This is a genomic window from Thauera chlorobenzoica (assembly GCF_001922305.1).
Taxonomy (GTDB): Bacteria; Pseudomonadota; Gammaproteobacteria; order Burkholderiales; family Rhodocyclaceae; genus Thauera; species Thauera chlorobenzoica.
The window spans coordinates 3,432,084-3,455,811 of record NZ_CP018839.1 but is presented as its reverse complement, the minus strand read 5'-3'; the positions used below and the strand labels follow the sequence as shown (position 1 = coordinate 3,455,811).

General features: G+C 65.7%; 21 protein-coding genes. 8 read left to right on the top strand and 13 right to left on the bottom strand.

Features of this window, described 5'->3' with window-relative positions; genetic code table 11:
- Position 1: 1 nt before the first annotated feature.
- Positions 2-3,598: an Hpt domain-containing protein gene (locus tag Tchl_RS17620; protein ID WP_083945265.1), complete on the top strand. Its 3,597-nt coding sequence runs from the start codon at positions 2-4 to the stop codon at positions 3,596-3,598.
- 152 nt (positions 3,599-3,750) lie between these two features.
- Here the strand turns inward: Tchl_RS17620 and Tchl_RS16110 are convergent, their stop codons facing one another.
- Positions 3,751-6,654, bottom strand: coding sequence for an adenosylcobalamin-dependent ribonucleoside-diphosphate reductase (locus Tchl_RS16110; protein ID WP_075149778.1), 2,904 nt, complete (start codon positions 6,652-6,654; stop codon positions 3,751-3,753).
- A 227-nt stretch (positions 6,655-6,881) separates the two neighbouring features.
- Positions 6,882-7,826: a cation diffusion facilitator family transporter gene (locus Tchl_RS16105; RefSeq protein ID WP_075149255.1), complete on the bottom strand. Its 945-nt coding sequence runs from the start codon at positions 7,824-7,826 to the stop codon at positions 6,882-6,884.
- Between the two features lie 220 nt (positions 7,827-8,046).
- Between Tchl_RS16105 and Tchl_RS18345 the strand changes: the two genes are divergently transcribed.
- The gene (locus Tchl_RS18345) at positions 8,047-8,442 is read left to right on the top strand and encodes a 4Fe-4S dicluster domain-containing protein (RefSeq protein ID WP_327359892.1); all 396 of its coding nucleotides are present in this window, start codon (positions 8,047-8,049) and stop codon (positions 8,440-8,442) included.
- On the opposite strand, the gene Tchl_RS16095 is transcribed toward Tchl_RS18345, so the two are convergent.
- The 3 genes from Tchl_RS16095 to Tchl_RS16085 form a co-directional block, all read right to left on the bottom strand.
- Positions 8,403-9,233, bottom strand: a complete 831-nt coding sequence (locus Tchl_RS16095) for a DUF2189 domain-containing protein (RefSeq protein ID WP_075149254.1) — start codon at positions 9,231-9,233, stop codon at positions 8,403-8,405. The genes Tchl_RS18345 and Tchl_RS16095 overlap by 40 nt on opposite strands.
- 33 nt (positions 9,234-9,266) lie before the next feature.
- Positions 9,267-10,055, bottom strand: coding sequence for an alpha/beta fold hydrolase (locus tag Tchl_RS16090; protein ID WP_075149253.1), 789 nt, complete (start codon positions 10,053-10,055; stop codon positions 9,267-9,269).
- 93 nt (positions 10,056-10,148) lie between these two features.
- On the bottom strand, positions 10,149-10,364 hold the full coding sequence (locus Tchl_RS16085) for a YdcH family protein (RefSeq protein WP_075149777.1): 216 nt from the start codon (positions 10,362-10,364) through the stop codon (positions 10,149-10,151).
- Positions 10,365-10,589: 225 nt separating this feature from the next.
- Between Tchl_RS16085 and greB the strand changes: the two genes are divergently transcribed.
- Complete coding sequence (gene greB, locus Tchl_RS16080) at positions 10,590-11,144, top strand: transcription elongation factor GreB (protein WP_075149252.1); 555 nt, start codon at positions 10,590-10,592, stop codon at positions 11,142-11,144.
- Between the two features lie 82 nt (positions 11,145-11,226).
- Entirely contained in the window at positions 11,227-13,158 is a 1,932-nt protein-coding gene (htpG, locus tag Tchl_RS16075; protein WP_075149251.1) for a molecular chaperone HtpG, read from the top strand.
- A gap of 94 nt (positions 13,159-13,252) precedes the next feature.
- Here htpG and Tchl_RS16070 read toward each other — a convergent pair whose 3' ends face one another.
- The 4 genes from Tchl_RS16070 to Tchl_RS16055 all read right to left on the bottom strand — a co-directional run bounded on the left by Tchl_RS16070 (position 13,253) and on the right by Tchl_RS16055 (position 17,745).
- A complete protein-coding gene (locus Tchl_RS16070) occupies positions 13,253-14,218 on the bottom strand; it encodes a PDR/VanB family oxidoreductase (protein ID WP_075149250.1) in 966 nt (321 codons plus the stop codon).
- An 85-nt stretch (positions 14,219-14,303) separates the two neighbouring features.
- Positions 14,304-15,353 carry an aromatic ring-hydroxylating dioxygenase subunit alpha gene (locus tag Tchl_RS16065; RefSeq protein ID WP_075149249.1) on the bottom strand — a complete coding sequence of 350 codons (1,050 nt, stop codon included), beginning with the start codon at positions 15,351-15,353 and terminating at the stop codon, positions 14,304-14,306.
- A 77-nt stretch (positions 15,354-15,430) separates the two neighbouring features.
- Entirely contained in the window at positions 15,431-16,192 is a 762-nt protein-coding gene (locus tag Tchl_RS16060; protein WP_075149248.1) for a GntR family transcriptional regulator, read from the bottom strand.
- Between the two features lie 137 nt (positions 16,193-16,329).
- Positions 16,330-17,745, bottom strand: coding sequence for a chloride channel protein (locus tag Tchl_RS16055; protein ID WP_075149247.1), 1,416 nt, complete (start codon positions 17,743-17,745; stop codon positions 16,330-16,332).
- A gap of 197 nt (positions 17,746-17,942) precedes the next feature.
- Here Tchl_RS16055 and Tchl_RS16050 point away from each other — a divergent pair, with 197 nt between their 5' ends.
- A complete protein-coding gene (locus Tchl_RS16050) occupies positions 17,943-18,437 on the top strand; it encodes a MarR family winged helix-turn-helix transcriptional regulator (protein WP_075149246.1) in 495 nt (164 codons plus the stop codon).
- 103 nt (positions 18,438-18,540) lie between these two features.
- On the opposite strand, the gene Tchl_RS16045 is transcribed toward Tchl_RS16050, so the two are convergent.
- Positions 18,541-19,719, bottom strand: coding sequence for a vWA domain-containing protein (locus tag Tchl_RS16045; protein ID WP_075149245.1), 1,179 nt, complete (start codon positions 19,717-19,719; stop codon positions 18,541-18,543).
- 38 nt (positions 19,720-19,757) lie between these two features.
- Positions 19,758-20,609 (bottom strand): AAA family ATPase, encoded by an 852-nt coding sequence (locus Tchl_RS16040; RefSeq protein WP_075149244.1) that lies wholly within the window; start codon positions 20,607-20,609, stop codon positions 19,758-19,760.
- Positions 20,610-20,766: 157 nt separating this feature from the next.
- On the opposite strand from Tchl_RS16040, the gene Tchl_RS16035 reads away from it, so the two are divergent.
- The 3 genes from Tchl_RS16035 to Tchl_RS16025 are packed head-to-tail and all read left to right on the top strand — an operon-like array spanning position 20,767 to position 22,572.
- Positions 20,767-21,087: a c-type cytochrome gene (locus Tchl_RS16035; protein ID WP_075149243.1), complete on the top strand. Its 321-nt coding sequence runs from the start codon at positions 20,767-20,769 to the stop codon at positions 21,085-21,087.
- Positions 21,088-21,099: 12 nt separating this feature from the next.
- A complete protein-coding gene (locus Tchl_RS16030) occupies positions 21,100-21,438 on the top strand; it encodes a c-type cytochrome (protein WP_083945264.1) in 339 nt (112 codons plus the stop codon).
- 30 nt (positions 21,439-21,468) lie between these two features.
- Positions 21,469-22,572 carry an RNA methyltransferase gene (locus tag Tchl_RS16025; protein ID WP_083945263.1) on the top strand — a complete coding sequence of 368 codons (1,104 nt, stop codon included), beginning with the start codon at positions 21,469-21,471 and terminating at the stop codon, positions 22,570-22,572.
- 204 nt (positions 22,573-22,776) lie between these two features.
- Here Tchl_RS16025 and Tchl_RS16020 read toward each other — a convergent pair whose 3' ends face one another.
- Both Tchl_RS16020 and Tchl_RS17855 read right to left on the bottom strand, forming a co-directional pair.
- Positions 22,777-23,175 (bottom strand): hypothetical protein, encoded by a 399-nt coding sequence (locus tag Tchl_RS16020; RefSeq protein WP_198158969.1) that lies wholly within the window; start codon positions 23,173-23,175, stop codon positions 22,777-22,779.
- A 17-nt stretch (positions 23,176-23,192) separates the two neighbouring features.
- A complete protein-coding gene (locus tag Tchl_RS17855; protein ID WP_075149241.1) occupies positions 23,193-23,726 on the bottom strand; it encodes a hypothetical protein in 534 nt (177 codons plus the stop codon).
- Positions 23,727-23,728 lie beyond the last annotated feature (2 nt).

Sequence of the window (23,728 nt, the reverse complement as noted above, 5' to 3'; positions counted from 1 at the left end):
CATGGATCTTTCGCTGGCATTGGCCACCTTCCTCGAAGAAAGCCGCGAACTGCTCGCGCAGATGGAGGACATCCTGCTCCACGCCGACAGCCACGAAGTGGGGGGCGAGGACATGAACGCCCTGTTCCGCTGCGCCCACACGATCAAGGGCTCGGCGGGGCTGTTCGGGCTGGACGCGGTGGTGCGCTTCACTCACGGCGTGGAGAACGTGCTCGATCGCCTGCGCAACGGCGAGCTGGCGTTTTCCGGCGAGCTGGTGAGCCTGCTGCTCGAAGCGCAGGACCACATTGCCCACCAGATCGCCGCGATCGCCGCCGGCGACCCGGTGCCGGAGACCGAGGCGGCGCCGCTGCTGGCACGGCTGCAGGCCTTCGCCGGTGCAGCCGGCGGTGGGGCGGTGCTGGCCGCGCCGCCGGCGGGCGAACCGGTGTGCACCGTGGACGCCGGCAGCAGCGTGCCGATCGGCGCCGAGCACTGGCACCTGTCGCTGCGCTTCGGCCCCGAAGTGCTGCGCAACGGCATGGACCCGCTGTCCTTCATCCACTACCTGCGCACGCTGGGCGAACTCGTCCATGTCGAGACCGTCACCGATGCGCTGCCCGGTCTCGAGGCCGGTGATCCGGAAGCGTGCTGGCTGGGGTTCGAAGTGGCGCTGCGCAGCCCGGCGAGCAAGGCCGAGATCGAGAGCGTGTTCGAATTCGTCCAGGACAGCGCGACGATCACCATCGTGCCGCCGAACAGCCGCGTCGAAGATTTCATCGCCCTGATCGAGTCGCTTGACGAGGACCCGCGCCGGCTGGGCGAGATCCTGCTCGCCTGCGGTTCGCTGACGCCGCGCGAACTGGAACAGGCGCTGGCGTGCCAGCAGGCCGCGGTGCCGCCGCAGCGGCTGGGCCAGGTGCTGGTCGAGCAGGCGGTGGTGCAGCCGCAGGTGGTCGAGGCCGCGCTCGACAAGCAGCGTGCTGCCGAGGAGCGGCGCTCGCGCGAAGCCAAGAGCGTCAAGGTGCCGGCCGACCGCCTCGATGCGTTGATCGACCAGGTCGGCGAGCTGGTGATCGCCGGCGCCGCGACCCAGTTGCAGGCGCAGCTGACCAACAGCCGCGAACTGCACGAGACCGCCTCCAACCTGCTGCGCCTGGTCGAGGATGTGCGCGACGCCGCACTGCGCCTGCGCATGACGCCGATCGGCGAAGTGTTCAACCGCTTCCCGCGCGTGGTGCGCGACGTCTCGCGCGAGCTGGGCAAGGACATCGAGCTGCGCATCGGCGGCGCCGAAACCGAGCTCGACAAGTCGATGGTGGAGAAGATCGGCGATCCGCTGATGCACTTGGTGCGCAACGCCATCGACCACGGCATCGAGTCGCCCGAATGCCGGCTCACGGCGGGCAAGCCGGCGCGCGGCACGCTGCAGCTCGATGCCTATCACGAAAGCGGCAGCATCGTCATCGAAGTGGCCGACGACGGCGCCGGGCTCGATGCCGGGCGTATTTTTGCGAAGGCGGTCGAGCGCGGTCTGGTGGCGCCCGATGCCCATCTGTCGACGGCGGAGATCCATCGCCTGATCCTCGAGCCCGGCTTCTCCACCGCCAGCCAGGTCACCAACCTGTCCGGGCGCGGCGTCGGCATGGACGTGGTCAAGAGCAATGTCGAGGCCCTGCGCGGCAGTCTCGACATCCACAGCACGCCCGGGCGGGGCACGACGATGCGGCTGTGCCTGCCGCTGACGCTGGCGATCATCGACGGTTTCAGGGTTGGCGTCGGCGAGGCCAGCTTCATCCTGCCGCTCGATGCGGTGCTCGAATGCATCGAGCTGCCCGACGGCGTCGGCGAGGCGGCTTACCTGAACCTGCGCAAGCAGGCCCTGCCTTTCGTGCGCCTGCGCCGGATGTTCGCCATCGAAGGCACACCGCCTGCGCGCCAGAGCGTGGTGGTGGTGCGCTTCGCCGGGCGCCAGGCCGGAATCGTGGTGGACCGGCTGCTGGGCGAGTGCCAGACGGTGATCAAGCCGCTCGGGCGGCTGTTCGATTTGCTGGTCGAGCCTGAATTTGCCATCAGGTACGTGGTTCGCCCGCCGGACGACCGGACGCTTTTCCGTAATTTCCGCACCCGCGATGTAGAGTTCGTGGCACTGGTTTGCTACCCGACCACCGATGACAACCCGCGCGCCTCTTTCATGCTGCCCGATGGCAGCGGCGTGCCGGCGATGCAGCGTGGAGATGAAGCGCCGATCCTGGCCGAGCGCTGCAGCGAGGAAGCTTGTCCGGAACCCGCTCGGTGGCCTTTGCTGCTGTATTCGCATGGCCTCGGCGGCAGTCCGTTGGGGGGCGACTATTTATCGACGATGGCACGTTTTGCCTCGTACGGTTATGTCGTGGCCGCCCCCTTCCATGCTGACGCGCGGATTTCCCGCATCGAGCTCGAGGACATGGACGACCTGCGCTATCTCCTGATGGACGATGAAGAACTGGTGGAGATGCAGGCCATCCGCCCGCTGGCGCTTCAGGGGCTGCTCGATCATCTGCTTGCCCGACCGGATTTCGGGCCTCTCATCGACTCTGGGCGGGTTGCCGGTTTTGGTGCGAGCCTTGGTGGCGAGAGCTTGATGTTGCTTGCCGGGGCCGAGCTGACCACCGATTTCCTGCGCTCGCGCAAGGAGGTTACCCGCGAGCCGAGGTTGCGCGCGATCCTCGGTTTTGTACCTTATTCGGGGGTGTCGGTGCTGCCTGCTTTCGGTGATGAACAGCGCGGCACGCGCGGTGTGACTGCCGCCTATATCGGCGTTGCCGGCACCGATGACGACGTTGCGCCGCTGGACATGACCGAAGAGGCCGTCGACCGGCTTCAGGGAACGCGTTATTTGGTGGCTGTCCGGGGAATGGCCCACGGCCATAATCCCGATGTGATGGACGAAGCCTATGCATGGTACCTGACCTTCCTGGACGCCAATCTCAATGGAGACCGCGCTGCCTTGTCGCGCCTGTACCGCGCCACAAGGGTCGCCGGAGGCAGCGATGACAGGCTGGAAATCGCAGTGCAGAAGGCGGTCCCGGCGCTGGCGGATGAAACCGTGGTGCGTGAGTTTTACCACGCCGGCCTCAATCACTATTTTCTGAGCGCAGAGGATGTCGAGGTGGCGCTTTTGCTTGCGCATCCCGAATACGGATGGTTTCCCACCGTCAGGGCGTTTGCTGCGGCATCCGCCCATTCCAGCGAACCGGGTTTTTCCCCCGTGTGTCGTTTTTATGGCGACCCATCGATCGGCCCGAACAGCCATTTCTTCACGGGCTCGGCGCTGGAATGCGCTGGTCTGGTGGCGCTTCGGGCAGCGACGCCGCCGGGGTTGCCGGCATGGAATCTTGAGGGGATCGGTTTTTCGATCCGCATGCCCGATGCTTTGGGCCAGTGCCCGGATGTCGCCCCCTTCCCCGTGTTGCGGGCGTATAACGGGCATGCGGGAGAGGTGGTGGGTGGGGTGAGGCGCGATGCCAATCACCGTTACGCGATCGATCCAGCCGATTTCAATGACGGCGGCAGCGATGGTTGGCTAGTCGAAGGGGTCGCCTTTTGTACCAGCGCACCACTGGCGCAGTCATTCTGATCGAGGACGCGGCATGAAAATCGTCGCGTCTATTTTTGTTTCTTGAGGCTCCCATGTCGCAATTTATGGTTTCTTTAGTCACAGATTTTTGGGCCCAACTCGCAGCTTATGCGTAAATCCACAGCAGCCGCGGCGCGAGGCGCCGCCTGCGCTCAGCCGCAGGTGCCGACCGCACCGCAGGCGGTGCAGAAGTCGCAGCCGTCCTTGCGGATCACGGTGTGGTTGCCGCATTCGGCGCACAGCGTGCCCTGCATCAGCTTGGGTTCGCTGTCGTCGCGCGGTGACTCGAGGATGCCCATTTCGCGCGTCGGATAACCGCGCTCGTCGAGCACGCCGAGCATCGCATAGCGGTGGATGATGAGCTGCGCGAGGTAGGCCACGGTGCTGGGATAGTTCTGCTGGCGGCGGGTGCCGGGGACGAAGGCCATGAAGTCGCCCAGCGGCTCGGGGTAGTCGAGCAGCTTCCTGAGCTTCATGCCGATCCACGCCGGGTCCATGACGCGCATGTCGAGCGAGAGGATGCGCGACAGCCCGTCGAGCGCGCGCGGGTAGTTGCCCGACAGCCACATCGAATAGGGGCGGGTGACGCCGGCGCTGAAGCCGTCCTGCGCCGGCAGGGTGATCTCCTTCAGGCCGAGGACGAAGTCTTCGCCGGTCGCCGGGTTGTAGATGTCCACCGTCCACGACAGCGTGCCGTCGGTGCCGGTCTTCGGTTCGTCGAGGCTGAACAAGGTGTCGAGCACCGGGTTGGTGTCGTCCTCGTGGTCGAAGGCGCCGAGTTTTTCGCAGCGGTAATTGACCGCCTGGGCGAAGGCGGACACCACGCCGGGCACGAGCTTTTTCTCGCCGTGCGGCGGGAAGGGCATCTCGAAGGACTTCTCGCCGACGGTGCGGGCCAGGGTCTCGAGCTTCAGCTTGAGCCAGCCGCGGTCGTTGGCGCGCATGTCCATCGACAGCGTCTTTGCCACCGCGCCGAGGCCGCGCGGCTGGTCGGCGCCGTTGACCCAGACTTCGAACGGGAACGAGCTGCCGTTGTTGCCGACCTGGCCGACGAAGAGCGCAAAGCCGCCGGTCGGGGTGTTGAGCATGTAGGTCCAGGCGAGGTTGCCGTCGGGCAGTTCGGGGCGGCCGGGCCAGCGCAGGCTGGCGAGCACCGGCGCGGGCAGGCTCTTGATCGACAGGCGGCGGTTGGCGTCGGAGAGTTCGACGTCGTGGGGCTGCTTCTGCTCGGTGCTCGGGGTGACCGACAGCACCGAACCGAGGACGCTGTTCGGGCGGTAGGTGGCCAGCCCCTTGAGGCCGGCCTTCCACGCGGTGAGGTAGAGATCCTCGAACTCGGCGTAGGGATAGTCTTCCGGCACGTTCACCGTCTTCGAGATCGAGGTGTCGATGTAGGGCGCGACCGCGGCGACCATGTCCTTGTGCGCCTGGGCGGAAATTTCCAGTGCGGTGACGAAGGGGGCGGGCAGCTTGTCGACGTTGCCGCCAAGGTGCTTGTACAGGCGCCAGGCGTAGTCCTCGACCGCGTACTCCTTGAAGGTGCCGTCGGCCATGCGCTTGCGGCGGGTGTAGGTGTAGGAGAACGGCGGCTCGATGCCGTTGCTGGCGTTGTCGGCGAAGGCCAGGCTGATGGTGCCGGTGGGCGCGATCGACAGCAGGTGCGAGTTGCGGATGCCGTGCTTGCGGATCCGGTCCTTGACCTCGGCCGGCAGGCGCGAGGCGAAATTGCCACCCGACAGGTAGAGATCGGCGTTGAACAGTGGGAAGGCGCCGCGCTCCTTGGCCAGATCGGACGAGGCGAGGTAGGCGCGGTTGCGCATGTACTCGGAAATCTTGCGTGCCTCGTCGCGCGCTTCGGGCGTGTCGTAGCGCTTGCCGAGCATGATCAGGGCGTCGCCCAGGCCGGTGAAGCCCAGTCCGACGCGGCGCTTGGAGTCGGCTTCGGCGCGCTGCTGCTCGAGCGGCCAGTGGGTGCTGTCAAGCACGTTGTCGAGCATCCGGATCGAGATGTCGACGATCTTGCCGAAGGCCGCGTAGTCGAACTCGGCCTTGTCGGTGAACGGGTGCTTGACGAAGGGCGTCAGGTTGATCGAGCCCAGGCAGCAGCAGCCGTAGGGCGGCAGCGGCTGTTCGGCGCAGGGGTTGGTGGCCTCGATGGTTTCGCAGTAGTACAGGTTGTTGTCCTGGTTCATGCGGTCGAGGAACAGGATGCCCGGCTCGGCGTGGTCGTAGGTGGACCGCATGATCTGGTCCCACAACTCGCGCGCGCGCACCTTGCGATACACCCACAGGCCGTCGTCGCGCTGGTAGGCGCCGGCTTCCTTCAGCTCGGCGGTCGGCTCGGCCTTGTGCGCGAGTTCGACGAAGCCGTCGGCTTCGACCGCCTGCATGAAGGGGTCGGTGACGCCGACCGAGATGTTGAAGTTGGTGAGGTCGCCGTGATCCTTGGCGTGGATGAATTCCTCGATGTCCGGGTGATCGCAGCGCAGCACGCCCATCTGCGCGCCGCGGCGGGCACCGGCCGATTCCACCGTTTCGCAGGAACGGTCGAACACGCGCATGTAGGACACCGGACCGGAGGCGTTCGAGGCCGTGCCCTTGACCAGCGCACCCTTGGGGCGGATGGAGGAGAAGTCGTAGCCGACGCCGCCGCCGCGGCGCATGGTTTCGGCGGCCTGGGCGAGCGCGGTATAGATGCCGGGGCGGCCGTCGACCGCCTCGGTGACCGAATCGCCGACCGGCTGCACGAAGCAGTTGATCAGGGTGGCGGCGAGCGTGGTGCCGGCGGCGCTGTTGATCCGGCCGGCGGGGACGAAGCCCTTTTCCTGCGCTTCGAGGAACTTCGCTTCCCAGTGGGCGTGCTTGTCTTCGGTTTCGACCGCGGCCAGGGCGCAGGCGACACGGCGGCGCACTTCGGCGACGGTCTGCTCGTCGCCCTTGGCGTATTTTTCGACGAGGACTTCGCCGGAGATTTCCTGCATCGGCAGGTTGGCGGCGGTGGGCTTGGCGCTGCCTTGGATGGGGGTGCTCGTGGACGCGCTGTTGGTCTCGCTCATGGCCTTTTTCTTCATCCGTGGTGGTTCATGGGATGGACTGAAGAATAGCGCGGAAAATCCGATTTCGCAAAAAAATAAAAAATGTTAAAAAACAAATAGTTGAGTGTTTTATTTGTGTATTTGTTTTTCGTTATGTACTACATGTAGTATGTTTTTGATGGGTGCGCGGAGCGCTCGAAGCCGCTGTTTACGCGGGTTTTGGCCTGCTGCGGCGGAGCGGGCCCCGGTCAGTCGCGATCGTCGGCGGTGCCGGAGCGCCGTGGCGCAAACATGATCGGTTCGGCAAGGGAGATCTCGGGCTGCAGTGTGGCGTGTTCCACACCGAAACGCCCACGCAGAAGCGCACGCTCGGCCTCCAGCACGTCGGGCCAGCGCCGCGCATCGGCCAGCAGGATGTGGGCCGAGAGCGCGGTGCGGCGCGAGTCCAGGCTCCAGATGTGGAGGTCGTGTACCGAGCACACGCCTGGCACGCTGGCCATCGCGCGTCCCACTTCGGGCAGCGACAGGCCGTCGGGCACGCCTTCGAGCAGGGTGTGGAGCACGTTGCGCAGCAGCGACAAGGTGGAGAACAGGATCAGGCCGCAGATCAGCATGGTCAGCAGCGGGTCGATCGGCGTCCAGCCGCTGAACTGGATGACGAGGCCGGAGGCCAGTGCCGCGACCGAGCCGAGCAGGTCGCCGAGCACGTGCAGCAGTGCGCCGCGGGTGTTGAGGTCGCCCTCGCCGCGCGTCAGCAGCCAGGCGACGACCAGATTCAGGACGAGGCCGCCGAGCGCCACCAGCGTCACGGTCTGGCCCGCGATCTCGCGCGGCTCGAGCAGGCGGAGCACCGCCTGCCACAGCAACAGGGCGACGACGGCCAGCATGAAAAGGCTGTTGACCAGGGCCGCCAGCGCTTCGACGCGGCGTAGTCCGTAGGAATGGCGCGGGCTGACCGGACGCAACGCGATACGTGCGGCAAGGGCCGCGAGGCCGAGCGACAAGGCATCGGTGACCATGTGGCCGGCGTCGCCGAGCAGGGCCAGTGAGCCTGACCACCAGCCCGCCACCGCCTCGACGGCGGCGAAACCGAGGGTCAAAACCAAGGCCAGCGGCAGGTGGCGGCTGGCAGCGTGGTCGTCATGTCCGTGTCCGTGGTCGTGATGATGTCGGACGTGATGCGCGTCTGCCATGGATGGCGGCCCCTGTGATCGATGGCTCGATTATGCGGCGAGCCGCGGATGGGGGGGATGGTGCTCCGGGGCACTACGCCGATCGCGCGCTGGCGGACCTGGCAGGGGAGCGCGGCGCAATAGGTAAAACCGTCTAGTCCGCTGCCTTGTTTCACCAATTTTGGCACGGCCATCGCAGGCCTAGAGTGACTCCCACGCCAACGGCTTCTGGAGTTCCGCCATGAAATCCTGTTCCGATTCTCCCTGCGACGCGCGCTTCATCAACCACGACACCAACAAGGCCGACAAGTGCATGTTCTGCGCCCATCGCGTGGATGCCGGCCTGCTTCCGGCCTGCGTCGAGACCTGTGTCGGCGGCGCGGGCCGGCAGCAGCAGGCACAGGGCCAGCGTGAACAGGCAGAAGAGGGGGATGAAGGCCGCAGGGGCGCGACGAGTGGGCCGCATGGGTGCAAAAATCGCCTTTTGGCAGATGCTCGTCAAGTGCGCCGGAGGGGTGTCCGGACCGATCCTCTGCAGAAGGGGGGCGGCGCCCCGGCGGTGGATCGCCGCCCGAACGGGGCGCCCGAAGCGCCGCCTCAGCGCTCGATGACAAGCGGTTCGACCAGATCGCGGTAGGCGTGCCAGCTGGCGTGGCCGAGCAGGGGCATGACCACCACCAGGCCGACGTGGAAGCTCAGAAAGCCGACCCCGGTGAGGCTCACGATCAGGAAGGCCCATATCAGCATCGGTCCCGGGTTGCTCCGCAGCGCGTTGAAACTGGCGATCACCGCGCTGACGGCGTCTTGGTCGCGGTCGAGCATCAGCGGAATCGAGACCACGCTGGCGGCGAAGACGGTGACGGCGAAAACGAGGCCGACGCCGAAATACACCGCGAGGAATTCGAGGTTGCGCAGGCTGAGCACCTGGCCGATGAAGTCCGACAGCGAAGGCAGCTCGGTGGTGTAGAAAAGGGCGAACACGACCATCGACGCGCGCGCCCACACCAGGAACACGATGCCGAGCACGACCACGAACACGCCGATGTTGCCGGCATTGCGCCGCCAGACGGTGAGGGTGGGGGCGAGCACCGCGGGGGCGCCCAGTTCGCGGCGGCGGCTGATCTCGTACAGGCCCATGGCGAGGAAGGGGCCGAGCAGCAGGAAGCCGGTGGTGAGGGCGAAGGTGTATTCGTAGGCGCGGCGGAACACCATGGTGACGAGCAGGCCCATCGCGGCGAAGCAGAAGCCGTAGAACAGGCTGGGGAGCGGGCAGGCCCTGAGGTCGCCGGCGCCGAGTGCGACCCAGCGCAGCGGGGCCCCGAGGCCGACCGTGCGCACGGTCGGGAACGGGCGTTCGGCGCTGTCGTGCGCATCGTCCCCGCCACCGGGACGTGGCGGTTGGGGGCTTTCGTCGTTCTGTGGCGACATCTCTCTCTCCTCGGGGAGCTGGTCTTGCCGTCTTCAGCCGGGGCCGCGCAGGGCTTCGATGACGGCGGCGGGGGCTTCGTCGATCATGCCATGGCCGCAGTCGGGGAGTTCGACCAGGCGGGCATCGCAGCCGGGCTGCAGGGCCTGGAGCAGTGGGCGCGATGTCTCCACCGGGGTCATCCGGTCGTACGCGGCGCACAGCAGCAGGGTCGGGCAGCGCACGTGTGCGGCGGCGGTCAGCCCGTCCTGCCAGCGCTCGCAGGCGGCGAGATCGACGGCGAGGACGGCGGCGGGTTGGGCCTGCAGGCGCTCGAGGTTGGCCGCTTCCAGTGCTTGGCGGTGCGCTTCGCCGATGCGTTCGGCGGGGGCGAAGGAGAACTTGTTGATCAGGGCATGGGCCTGCGCCGGTTCGGTGCGCGCGGCGTCGAGCAGGAAGGGGGCGACCGGCATCGGCGCCCGGCAGCCGAGCAAGGACAGCGTTGCGACCCGCGCTGGAGCCGCAGCGGCGGCAGCGAGCGCCACCAGTGCGCCCATGCTGTGCCCCCCCAGGGCAAAGCGCTCGAGGCCGAGTGCATCGGCCAGCGCCAGTACCCAGGCTGCCATCGACGCGATGTCGGCCAGCGCGGGCCCGGCGCTGGCGCCGTGTCCGGGCAGGTCGGGCACGATCACGCGCCGTCCGCCGGTGACGAGGCCGCCGGCCACCGCCTGCCAGGCTCCGCGGTCATGCCCGGCGCCGTGGATCAGCAGCAAGGGGTGGGGGTCGCTGCGGGGGCCGTTATCCGCGAGGGCGGCACGCCGGCCGTTGACTTCGATGTCGGTCATGGAAAAAGGCGCGGTGGCGGAGATCGGCGTGGCGGACGCGGACGCAGCTGAAGCCCTGTCCGCTGGGCGGTGGCGGGCGCAGGGTGGCGGCGCTCAGGCGCGCTCGTCGGGGCTGAGCAGGTGCTCGATGCCGGCGATCCGGTCCTTGAGCGCCAGCTTGCGCTTTTTCAGCCGGCGCATCATCAGTTCGTCGTCGCCGGGGGCCTGGGACAGGCGGGCGATCGCCTCGTCGAGGTCGCGGTGTTCGCTGCGCAGCTCTTCGAGGCGTGCGCGCAGGCTGGTCACTTCGTCGAAGGTTTCATCGCTCATGATGGGGCTGCCCTGTGTGGAGAGGAGGCGAACTGGCGCCTGCCAGGCCCTGCAGGCGCCAACGGCGCAGGTGCGTCCGCGGGCCGCTGCCGGCCGGTAGCCAATGGTATGCGTGGCGCTGTGGAATGACAACTTCACTTCCGGCGCGTTCATCGTGGCATGCACCGGTGCGTGGGATTCCTTACCATGCGCATTCCGTCCAGTACGAGTACGAGGATATCGCCAGTGAACAAGGCATTCGTGAAGGAAGGTGATGGCGCCGACGAGGACGAGGAGCTTGCTCCCGCCCAGCGCCTGCCGGCCGGCAGCAAGAACTACATGACGCGGCGGGGTTACGATGCGCTGCGGGTGGAACTGGACCAGCTGGTGCGCATCGAGCGCCCGAAACTGGTCGAGACCGTTGCCTGGGCGGCGGGTAACGGCGACCGTTCGGAGAACGGCGATTACATCTACGGCAAGAAGCGGCTGCGTGAGATCGATCGCCGCATCCGCTTCCTGATCAAGCGCATCGAGAGTGCCGAAGTGGTCGATCCCGAGCGCCAGCAAGGGCTCGAACAAGTGTTCTTCGGCGCCACGCTCAGTTTCTGCGACCTCGATACCGACGAGATCCAGACCTGGCAGATCGTCGGCGTGGACGAGGCCGACGCTGCGCAGGGGCGGATCAGCTGGATCTCGCCGCTGGCGCGCGCGGTGCTGAAGGCGAAGATCGGCGATGTGGTGCGCTTCCAGAGCCCGGCAGGAATGCGTGAGATCGAGATTGTCGACGTGCAGTACGTCTGAACCCTTCGGCCAGGGCTTGAAACGCCGGCGGCCATCCCCATCTCAGGTTCCACTGATCCGAAACAACGTTGGAGCCGTATCCATGTCCGAAACCGCCGCAGCCGCTCAGACCCTCAATTTCCAGGCCGAGGTGAAGCAGCTGCTTCACCTGATGATCCACTCGCTGTACTCCAACCGCGAGATCTTCCTGCGCGAACTGGTCTCCAACGCCTCCGACGCCTGCGACAAGCTGCGCTTCGAGGCGCTCGACAACGGCGCGCTGTACGAGAACGACGCCGAGCTGAAGATCCGCATCGGCTTCGACGCCGAGGCGAAGACGATCACCGTCGCCGACAACGGCATCGGCATGAGCCGCGACGAGGCCGTCGCCCACCTCGGCACCATCGCCAAGTCGGGCACCAAGGAGTTCTTCGGCCAGCTTACCGGCGACCAGAAGAAGGACGCCCACCTGATCGGCCAGTTCGGCGTTGGCTTCTACTCCGCCTTCATCGTCGCCGACAAGGTCACGGTGGTGACCCGCCGTGCCGGCTTGGCCGCCGCCGAAGGGGTGAAATGGGAATGCTCGATGGCCGGCGACGAGGCCGGCGCCTACACCGTGGAGCAGGTCGAGAAGGCCGGCCGCGGCACCCAGATCATCCTGCACCTGCGTGAGGGCCAGGAAGACCTGCTGTCGTCGTGGAAGTTGAAGAGCCTGATCCGCAAGTACTCCGACCACATCGTCCAGCCGATCGTGATGAACAAGGAGGAATGGAACGAGGAGCAGCAGGCGCAGGTTCCGACCGACGAGGACGAGACCGTCAATCAGGCCAACGCGCTGTGGACGCGGGCGAAGAACGACATCACGGACGATGAGTACACCGCCTTCTACAAGCACGTCGGCCACGACTTCGAGGAGCCGCTGGCGTGGACCCATTCGCGCGTCGAGGGCCGCCACGAATACACCAACCTGCTCTACATCCCGAAGAACGCGCCCTTCGACCTGTGGGACCGCAACGCCCGCCACGGCATCAAGCTCTACGTGAAGCGCGTCTTCATCATGGACGATGCCGAGAAACTGATGCCGACCTACCTGCGCTTCGTGCGCGGGGTGGTCGATTCGGCCGACCTGCCGCTCAACGTGTCGCGCGAGATCCTGCAGGAGTCCAAGGACATCGACACCATCCGCTCGGGGTGCACGAAAAAGGTGCTGACCCTGCTCGAAAGCTTCGCCAACAGCGACGAGGCCGCCGACCAGGAGAAGTACGCGACCTTCTGGAAGGCCTTCGGCAAGGTGTTGAAGGAGGGCGTCGGCGAGGACTTCGCCAACAAGGACAAGATCGCCGGCCTGCTGCGCTTCGCCTCGACGAAGGCCGACACGCCCGACGAGGTGGTCTCGCTCGCCGACTACATCGGCCGCATGAAGGAAGGCCAGGACAAGATCTACTACGTCACCGCGGAAACCTTCAATGCGGCGAAGAACAGCCCGCATCTCGAGGTGTTCCGCAAGAAGGACATCGAGGTGCTGCTGCTCACCGACCGCGTCGACGAGTGGGTGACCGGCAACCTCACCGAGTTCGACGGCAAGGCCCTGGTGTCGGTGGCCAAGGGCGGCCTTGACCTCGGCGCGCTCGAGGACGAGGCGGAGAAGCAGGAAGCCGAGAAGGCTGCCGACGAGTACAAGGAATTGCTCGACAAGATGAAGGCGAGCCTGGGCGAGCGCGTCAAGGACGTCAAGGTGACGCTGCGCCTGACCGATTCGCCCGCTTGCCTGGTCGCCGACGAGCACGACCTCGGCATGAACCTCGCCCGCATCCTGAAGGCCGCGGGGCAGAACGCACCGGTGTCGAAGCCGATCCTCGAGATCAACCCCAACCACCCGGCGGTGCTGCGCCTGAAGTACGAGGACAGGAACTTCGATGACTGGGCCGCGGTGCTGTTCGATCAGGCGCTGCTCGCCGAAGGTGGCACCCTCGACGACCCGGCGACCTTCGTGAAGCGCATCAACCAGCTGATGATGGCGATGAGCGGGAACTGAGGTGGCAATCGAGCGCGGCGGGCCTGCGCCTGCCGCGCTGCAGCATGGAAGGGCGGCACACCGCGATGGGTGCCGCCCTTTTTGTCGCCTGTCGTCAGAGATCGAGCACCAGCCGCGCCGACCTGGCGCGCGAGCAGCAGGGCAGGAACTGGTCGTTGGCGGCGCGCTCCTCCGGGCTCAGGTAGCTGTCGCGGTGGTCGGGTTCGCCTTCGAGCACGCGTGTCAGGCAGGTTCCGCACACGCCTTGTTCGCAGGCAGACTGGACTTCCACTCCGGCGGCGGCGAGGGCTGCGAGCACGGTCTGCTCCTTGGCCACGTGGACGACGCGCCCGGAGCTGGCGAGCTGGACCTCGAAGCTGCCATCGCTGGCCGAGGCCGTGGGCTCGGCGGAGAAGAACTCGTAGTGCAGCTGCGCTTGCGCCCAGCCCCTGGCGCGGGCGGTGGCGAGCACCGCATCGATGAAGCCCTTCGGGCCGCAGACGTAGAGGTGGACGCCGTCCTCGGGGCGGGCGAGGGTGGCGTCTAGATCGAGCTTCTGCGCGGGCGCGCCGTCATCGAAGTGGAAGTGCACCCGCGGGGCGTAGGCCGAGCGGCGGATGCGCTCGCGGAAAGCGGTGCGCTCGGGGGTGCGGGCGCAGTAATGCAGGGTGAATTCGGCCCCGGTCAAGGCCAGGCGTTCGGCCATGCACAGGATCGGGGTGATGCCGATGCCGCCGGCCAGCAACAGGCTGCGGCGAGCCTCGTGGGCGAGCGGGAAGTGGTTCTTGGGGGCGCTGATCCGGAGCAGGTCGCCGTCCCGGACCTGGTCGTGCATCGCCTGCGAGCCGCCGCGCGAGGCGGGATCGCGCAGTACCCCGATCAGGTAGCGGTGGGTCTCCGCCGGGTCGTTGCACAACGAGTACTGGCGGACGAGGCCGTTGGGCAGATGGACGTCGATGTGGGCGCCGGCGGAAAACGGCGGCAGGGCGCTGCCGTCGGCGGCGACGAGCTCGAAGGTGGCGATGTCGACCGCTTCGGCGGCCTTGCGCACGACACGGACGTTCAGGGTCGGGGAGGTCATGATGCGCGTCCTTGTTGGGCGGGTCGTGGGCTGGCCCGCAGGAAAGAAGGTGTGGCGGCAACAGGCTGAATAGGAGGGGGCAGGATCAGGTGCCGGTTTGTGCGGTGGTGCTGCGTTCCTGCTCGACCAGGCGTTCAAGCATACGCCGCGCCTGCACCCCGCCGAGGTCGGTGTTCAGGCTCAGCAGCTTGCGCTCGGGCCAGCGCAGCAGGTTGCGTTGCTGTGATTCGAGCATTTCCAGATCTTCGCTGAAGACCTTGCCCTGGGCTTCGCGGATGCGGGCGGTGAGCGCTGCGTCGCGGGGCTCGAAGTTGCGTGCCATCCCCCAGAAGTACCACATCGTGGTTTCGCTCTCGGGGGTGATGAAGTCGACCACGGTGCCGGCGGCCTTGACCGCCGGATCGGCGTCGAAGCCGCCCTTGCCAGCGTGGGCCACGCCGACATCGATCAGGACCTGGCCCGGTGCGCTGAAGCGGCAGATCTGCCAGCGGTCGCACGGTACGTCGTCGGCGAGCTTGTTGCCCCGTAGCGCGGCCTGCCAGAACGGGGGTGGCATGATGTTTTCCATGAAGCGGCCGGTGATCACGGTGTTGCCTTCGACCCGGGTGGTCGGTGCGGCTTCGTCGAGCTCCTTCTGGCCGATGCTGTCTGCGTGGACGTATTTTTCGTGAGTCAGGTCCATCAGGTTGTCGATCATCAGGCGGTAGTCGCAGCGGATGTAGTAGCGGCCGCCGCCGAAGGCCCAGTCCGGATTGTCGGCCCATTCCATGTGCGGCAGGCGGGCGGGGTCGGCCTGCGTCGGGTCGCCCGGCCAGATCCATACGAAGCCGCCGCGCTCGATCACCGGATAGCTGCGGATGCAGGGGAAGCCGCGCACGCGCTGGCCCGGCATCGCCACGGCCCTGCCGTCGCGGCCCATTTCGAGGCCGTGGTAGCCACACACCAGCTTGCCGTCGACAACGCGGCCGAGTGACAGCGGTGCGCCGCGGTGCGGGCAGAAATCGTCCACTGCAGCGGCGATGCCATCCTGGGCGCGATAAAGGGCGACCTGCTCGCCGCAGATCGTGCGGCCGAGCGGCTTGTGCTCGATCTCATCCGGTGTGCAGGCAACGTACCAGGCGTTCTTGGGAAACATGGCGGAGGTCTCCTTGCTGGGGGTGGGGCGTTCGTATCGTTCTTGGCCGCTGGCATAGCGAGCGATGGGAAGCGGCCTCAGCGGGTCACGATCAGGCTGGCACCAGGCACCAGGGCCTTGATGTGGGGATTGGCGAGGGTGGTCTCGAGATTGCGTCGAGCGATGCGGGTGTGCTCGCGCATGAGTGCTTCGGCACGGCTGCCTTCACGCGCCGCCAGCGCCTCGATCACGGCGCAGTGCTGGGCGTTGGCGATCTGCAGCGTCAGCAGCGCATCGGGAGAGACTGCCTGCACCCGCAGAAAGGCATTGGGTGAGGCAAAGGGCAGCGCCTTGCAGCGTTCGAGCTGGCGCTGTACGACTTCGCTGGCGCAGGCCTGCTCGAGCAGCGCGTGATAGCGGGCATTGGCTTCGACGTAGGCGGTGAAGCGCTCGTCGCTGAGTTCGGTGCTGGCATCGAGCGCGGCGTCGATGTCGCGGGTGCAGGCGCGCAAGGCATCGATCAGCTCCGGCGCCACCCCACGTTCCGCTGCCAGCCGTGCGGCGAGGCCTTCGAGCGTGCCGCGGACCTCGATCGCATCGCAGATTTCATCGAGCGAAAACGACTTCACCTTGAACCCGCCGGAGCGGATCGGGTCGAGCAGCCCTTCTTCCTGCAGGCGGACGAGGGCGGTGCGGATGGGGGTGCGCGATATTCCGGTCAGTTCGGCGACGACCGGTTCGGAAATGCGCTCGCCAGCGGGCAATTCACCGTCGAGGATCATCTCGCGCAGGCGCAACAGTGCGCGTACCGTCTGGGAAGGATTGTCTTCAGGCGCCTGGGAAAGCGTTTTTATCGCCATTTGTATACATTTGTGATTGTATGGACCGATTCTAGACGAAAAATCGATTTTTTGCTTGTTGTGTGTATACACTGCAGAAATTATCTCCCCCCCTACGCCCCCGCCCAGGGGGGCGGTGCAGCGGCGGTCGAGGGCGTTCAGGGCTGGACGGGCGGCTGTCTTTCGCTGCCGGCGGGGAGCGCGCGATGCAGGCGCATTTCCGCACGGCGCAGCCAGGGGTGGGACAGGGCGTCGTAGAGGGGGACCGGCGCCACCGACCGCGAGATGCCGTGGGCGACCACCGCGGTGGCCATCAGGGGCAGCAGCATCTGGTGGTTGGCGGTCATTTCCATGACGATCACGAACGCGGTGATCGGCGCCTGGGTCATCGCAGCGAGGAAGGCGACCATGCCCAGCACCAGGATCGCGGGGTCGGGTTCGCCCGGCAGCAGCAGCGCGATGTCCGATCCCAGGCCCGCGCCGACCGCCAGCGCCGGGGCGAAGATGCCGCCTGGAATGCGTGCGACGAAGGCGAGCCAGATCACCGCCATCTTCAGCAGCATGAAGGCCACCGGCAAGGCTGCGCTGCCTTCGAGGGCAGCCTTGGATTCGGCGTAGCCGGTGCCGTAGGTGAGGCCGCCGCTGGCGAGGCCGATGACTCCGGTCGCCAGGCCGCAGGCGGCGGCGAAGGTGATCGGCCGGCTCAGCGCGAACACCCCGACCTGCCCCGGCAGCCCGCGCGAGGAAGCGATCAGCAGGCGTGCGAACCCTCCTCCGAGCAGGCCGCCGGCGATGCCGCAGGACAGTACCGGCCAGATGCCGTCCGGCCAGCCGATGGTGGCCGGAGTACGGCCGAAGTAAGTGTAGTTGCCCAGCACCGCGAGCGACATCAGGCCGGCGAAGATGACTGCGGCGAGGGTGGTGCTGTTGGCGCGGAAGGCGCGGTGGCGGCACATCTCCTCGATTGCGAACATGATGCCGCCGAGCGGGGTGTTGAACGCCGCGGCGATACCGGCGCCGCTGCCGGCGACAATCAGGTCGCGGCTCGATGCGATGCGCCGGCGCTTGCGCCCGGCCAGCAGGTGCATGATCGATGCGCCGACCTGTACCGACGGCCCTTCACGCCCGATTGAGGCGCCCGAGAGCAGCCCCCCCAGGGTCAGAAAGACCTTGGCGATGGCGATGCGTAGCGACAGCAGTTGCCGCCGCACGTGGTTGTCGTCCGACATCGCGGCTGCGATCGCCTGCGGAATGCCGCTGCCTTCGGTGCCGGGGAACAGCCGCCGGGACAGCCAGGCGAGGAGGGCAAAGCCTGCGGGGGCGACGACCAGGCTCAGCCAGGGGCGCTCGTGCATCAGTCCGGCATGGGTTTCGATGGCGAGTTCGGCGCCGATCGCGAATGCGATGGCGATCAGCCCGGCGAGCAGGGCCGCACCGACCAGCAAGAGCCGCACCCGCCAGCGCCGTAGCGACAGCCACGGCAGCGCATAGCGCCGACCGCCCCGCACTACGCGGTGGAGTGCCCACCGGGAGGGGGAGGGTTTGGGAGTGTCAGGGCTGGATTCGGCGCTCATCGTGGCCTCTGTTGCGGTGCGCGATCCCGTGATCGCCGCGTCGAGTGAGTGGGGCAAACCGGGTGGTGGCACGAGCCTTTTTGCTGCACCTCGCATGCGCAGGGTCAACGATACCGCTACCATATGGCTTGTGGCAGGGCGTGATGTTTTTTTGACAATAATGATTTGAGAAAATATAGTTCGAGCGAGATTTTTAAATGGCGGAAACGCAACACAAACCGAAGAAACCGGCAACACCGCTTTCCGTGCTGCAGCGCTTCAGGATCCTCATCCGTACCGCACAGCGCCACTCCCAGTGGATCGAACGCAAGAGCGGGGTAACCGGTGCGCAGCTGTGGGCACTACAGGAACTCAAGGAGGCGGCGGGCCTGCGCGTGGGCGAACTGGCCAACCGGATGGCGCTGCATCAGTCCACCGCATCCAATATGGTCGACCGGCTCGAAACGGCCGGCCTGCTGCGCAAGGAGCGCACCAGCGCCGATCAGCGCGTGGTCAGGCTATACCTCACCGACGAGGGGGTGGCTCTACTCGCCCGGGCACCTTCGCCGGCGCGCGGCGTGTTGCCCGAAGCCTTGCGCCTGATGGACGAGGACGGCCTGTCGAGCCTGCAGAGCGAGCTTGATAATCTGCTGCACCAGATCAAGCACCTGGACGAGGGTTTCGGCATGCAGCCGTTGCCTTTCACCGAATGATTCACGGCGGTCCCGTTGCGGGCCGGCCGGATCACCGTGTTTCACGCAATGCATTGCACTTGTGTGGACAGCAGTTGGGGCGGCCGGCAGGCCGCCTCTTTTTTTAGTGTTTCTTCGACAGGGTTTGCATCGCCCGGGCGATGCCTTCGAGGGTCAGCGGGAACATGCGCGTGCCCATGATCTGGTGGATCAGCTCGATCGACTGACGGTAGGGCCACAGGCGCTCCGGCTCCGGGTTGAGCCAGGCCGCAGCGGGGTAGGCGTCGAGCAGGCGTCGCAGCCAGGCGGAACCCGGTTCGGGGTTCATGTGCTCCACCGAGCCGTGCGGGTGCAGGATCTCGTAGGGGCTCATGGTGGCGTCACCGACGAAGATCAGCTTGTAGTCCGGGCCGTACTTGTGGATCACGTCGAGCACGGGAGTGCGCTCGGCGTGGCGGCGATGGTTGTCGCGCCACACGCCTTCATAGACACAGTTGTGGAAGTAGAAATACTCCAGGTGCTTGAATTCCAGCCGGCAGGCGGAAAAAAGCTCCTCGCACACCTTGATGTGGTCGTCCATCGAGCCGCCGACATCGAGGAAGAGCAGCACCTTGACCGCGTTGTGGCGCTCGGGCCGCATCATCAGGTCGAGCCAGCCGGCGTTGCGCGCGGTGGCGGCGATGGTGCCGTCGAGATCGAGCTCCTCGGCCGCACCGTCGCGGGCGAAGCGGCGCAGGCGGCGCAGCGCGACCTTGATGTTGCGCGTGCCCAGTTCCACGGAGTCGTCGAGATTGCGGAACTCGCGCTTGTCCCACACCTTGACCGCCGTGCGGTTGCCCGCCGATTCGCCGCCCACGCGGATGCCTTCGGGGTGGGTGCCGTTGTTGCCGAAGGGTGAGCTGCCGCCGGTGCCGATCCACTTGCTGCCGCCCTGGTGGCGTCCCTTCTGTTCCTTCAGGCGCTTGCGGAACTCCTCCATCAGCTTGTCCCAGCCGAGCTTTTCCAGCTTCGCGCGCTCTTCGGCCGAGAGATGCTTCTTCATCATCGCCCGCAGCCAGTCCTCGGGCAGTTCGGCGTCCAGGCCGGGAATCTCGGTGACGCCCTTGAAGTACTCGCCGAAGGCCTGGTCGAAGCGGTCGTAGAGCGACTCGTCCTTGACCAGGCAGGTACGGGCGTAGAAATAGAAGTCGTCGATCGAATGACCGCAGACGCGGTCGCGCAGGCCTTCGAGCACGGTCAGGAACTCCCGTGTCGACACCGGCAGCTTGCGTGCCTTGAGGTGCAGGAAAAAGTCGATCAGCATTGCCGTGGTGTCCTCCGGGCTGCGAACACGGTCCGGCCTCAGCGGTTGAGGCGGGCCATGTGGACCAGGCGCTCGAACAGGTGCATGTCCTGCTCGTTCTTCAGCAGGGCGCCGTGCAGCGGCGGAATGGAGGCCTTGTTGTCGGCGCTGCGCAGGGCTTCGGGCGGAATATCCTCGGCCACCAGCAGCTTGAGCCAGTCGATCAGCTCGGAAGTGGACGGTTTTTTCTTCAGGCCGGCGACGTCGCGCAGGCCGAAGAATACTTCGAGCGCTTCGGTGAGCAGGGTCTTGCGGATGTCGGGGAAATGTACATCGACGATGCGCTGCATCGTCTCCCGGTCGGGGAACTTGATGTAGTGAAAGAAGCAGCGGCGCAGGAAGGCGTCGGGCAGCTCCTTCTCGTTGTTCGAGGTGATGAACACGATCGGCCGGTGGCGCGCCTGCACGGTCTGGCGCGTCTCGTACACGTGGAACTCCATGCGGTCGAGTTCGCGCAGCAGGTCGTTGGGGAATTCGATGTCGGCCTTGTCGATCTCGTCGATCAGCACCACGGTGGGGTGCTCGGCCTCGAAGGCCTGCCACAGCACGCCCTTGACGATGTAGTTGGCGATGTCCTTGACGCGGTCGTCGCCGAGCTGCGAGTCGCGCAAGCGCGATACCGCGTCGTATTCGTACAGCCCCTGCTGGGCCTTGGTGGTGGACTTGATGTGCCACTGCAGCAGCGGCAGGCCGAGGGCGGTGGCGACCTCTTCGGCGAGCATCGTCTTGCCGGTACCGGGCTCGCCCTTGATCAGCAGCGGGCGCTGCAGGCGGATCGCGGCATTGACCGCGAGCATCAGGTCGGGAGTGGCGACATAGTCCTTGGAGCCATCGAAGCGAAGTGCAGACATCCGGGAATCCTCTGATTATTTCCCCGCGATTATAGGGCTAGCGTTACGAAAAAACCGGCAAAGCGGTGGAGCGGGGACTGTTCGTGCCTGGTTCCGCACACAGACCGGATGCCGTTCGAGTCGAGCGCACGGCTAGCTACCCAACGGAGGTCTCACCATGCAGGGACGTCATCTGGTTTGCGGTATTGCGCTTGCGGCGCTGCTGTCGCCGGTACAGGGCGCGGGGGACGAGTCCGGCGCCTGGCAGGCAAAACTGTCGATGTGCGTCGGCTGCCACGGCATCGAAGGCTATCGCACCGCGTTCCCCGAAGTCTATTCGGTGCCCAAGCTTGGCGGCCAGCATCCCGAATACATCGTCAGTGCGCTGAAAGCCTACAAGGCGGGCGAGCGCAGCCATCCGACCATGCAGAGCATCGCCGCGGGCCTGTCCGAAGAGGACATGGCGGCTCTGGCGGCCTATTACGGCGTTACGCGCTGAAAGGGGGTGAGGATGAAATCCGGACGTCTTTCCGTTTGGCGCGCCACCGGCCTGGCGCTGCTGTCGCTGGGTTGGGCAATGCCTGTCCTGGCTGGCGATGCCGCCCGCGGCAAGGAGAAATCCCAGGTCTGCGCCGCCTGCCACGGAGCCGACGGCAACAGCCCGACGCCTGCGTTCCCGCGCATCGGCGGGCAGCACGAGGATTACCTGCTGCAGGCCCTGCTCGACTACAAGGCCGGCCGGCGCAAGAATCCGATCATGGCCGCGCAGCTCGAGAACCTGTCGAAGCAGGATCTCGGTGACCTCGCCGCCTGGTTCGCCGCCCAGCAGGGGCTGTACGTCAAGCGCTGAGGCTGCGGGGGTGCTAGCATGCGCCCCGCCATGAAAATCGAACACATCCGCCACCGGTTGCGTGCGCTTGGCGCCAAACCTGCCCACGAAGCCCGGTTGCTGCGCGCCTGGCTGCAGGGTACGGTGCTCGATGGCGGCCCGCGCGCCGACGCCACCCGCCTGCCCAAAGGGGTGCTCGAAGCCTTGCCCGGGCTGGCCCAGGAACTCGACGCCCTGGCCCGCCTGCGCTCGTCCCATCCCGGTGAGGACGGCTCCATCCGCCTGCTGCTCGGCCTCGGCGACGGCCAGGCGGTCGAGAGCGTGCTGCTGCCGCGCGACGGCCTGTGCGTGTCGACCCAGGTCGGCTGCGCGGTGGGCTGCGTGTTCTGCATGACCGGGCGTGACGGCCTGCTGCGCCAGCTCGGCAGTGCCGAGATCGTCGCCCAGGTCGCGCTCGCGCGCCGCCAGCGGCGGGTGCACAAGGTCGTCTTCATGGGCATGGGCGAGCCGGCGCACAACCTCGACAACGTCGTCGATGCGATCGAACTGCTCGGCACCGAGGGCGCGATTCCGCACAAGAACCTGGTGTTCTCCACCGTGGGCGATACGCGGGTGTTCGAACGCCTGCCGCAGATGCAGGTCAGGCCGGCGCTGGCCTTGTCGCTGCACTCCACCCGGGCCGAGCGTCGTGCCTGGCTGCTGCCGCGCGCGCCGCGCATCGATCCGGCCGAGCTGGTCGAGCGCGGCGAGGCCTATGCACGCGCTACCGGCTACCCGATCCAGTACCAGTGGACCCTGATCGAGGGCGTGAACGACAGTGAGGATGAACTCGAGGGCATCGTCCGCCTGCTCGCGGGAAAATACGCGGTGATGAACATGATCCCATTCAACCGCGTCGATGGACTGGATTTCCGCCGCCCGAGCTGGGAGCGCGCGAGCGGGATCGCGCGCTGGCTGCACCAGCATCGCATCCTCACCAAGTTGCGCCGCTCCGCCGGGCAGGATGTCGATGCCGGTTGCGGGCAGCTGCGCGCGCGCTGCTTGATCATCCCGCAGTCAAAAGCCATCAGCAGCAGTGACCATGCTCAGCTCGCCCTCTACGGCTCAACTGCGCACTCTGCTCGGGGCGCCTCGAAAAACCTCGATTTCAAATAACTTGCTCCATATAAATCCGCCACTTGCAGAACCTAAACGAGCAAAAACCGAGGTTTTTCGAGGCGCCCCTCGGCGGGTCTATCGCTGCCAGCCGTTTCGCATCCCGCGTTTAAAAGTGTTGACTTTCGTGTGGAAATGGCATCCGGTTTCGAGATCACGGCGTAGCAAGTGACCCCTCACTGCCTCAGGGAGTCGAGTAATTGGTTATTCACCGGCGTGCGCAGTCAAGAACAGGGATTTCTCTAAAGACGTAAAGAAATCTTGATAATGCTGCGGATCCTCGATCGGGGAAATATTGAACTGCGCGTTTGCGCGGACCAACATTCGATCATTCCCTTTTGGTCGCACCGAGACCGTGATTTTTGTCTGATGGCCAGCGAGTTTAGTGCCGCTTACAGAACCCAAGGTCAAGTCGGCCCTGTCGATCACAAACCCAAGGTCCTGTAGCGTCGATATCGTGGCACGAAGAACCCTCTCCTTGTCAGCAGTCTCGAAGGTACGCGACTGATAACTGCGTTTCTGAAGTTGTGTTTGATCACCGGAATCGAGAACTCGTTGGTTTGTCGTAACGCATCCTGTCAACGCAAGGATCGAAATGAGCATCAACGAAGTTAAGCGAATCATATCTTCTGCCCCTCAAAAAATACGGACTTTGAAACACGATCAAAAAACTCTTGATACAACTCAGGATCGTCAAGCGTTTCAGCAAAAGCAGAGTTGTCGGTTTTTCTAACCACGCGCTGAAAAGTGATCCGAACGAAGTTGCTGTTTTCCTGGTAAATTCCGTCGCCGTCTGTTGCTGGACGAACCACCAAGGCAACACGAATCGATTGATCCTTGCTGATCGCCATCGCCCCACCACCCAGCAGCGCAACGACAATTGCAGCGGCAATCTCCCCAGAATTGGTTGCATCTCTTTGCTTAGCTGCGGTTAAAACACCGAGCTTCGTTTCAGAGTTTTCGAGATTAAAACCCAAATCCTGAAGGGCGTTTGAGCATGCGACAAGCAAGTCCGTTTCATTGATCCCTTCGTATTTCCTTGTCTCTATTTGCCTTTTCTGTAGTTGCTGCTCGGAAACGAGGAACGTTTTTGGAGGGACGGTAACGCAGCCAGTCAATACGAGGGAGAGTGCAACCGCAGCAAACCTTTTCATGA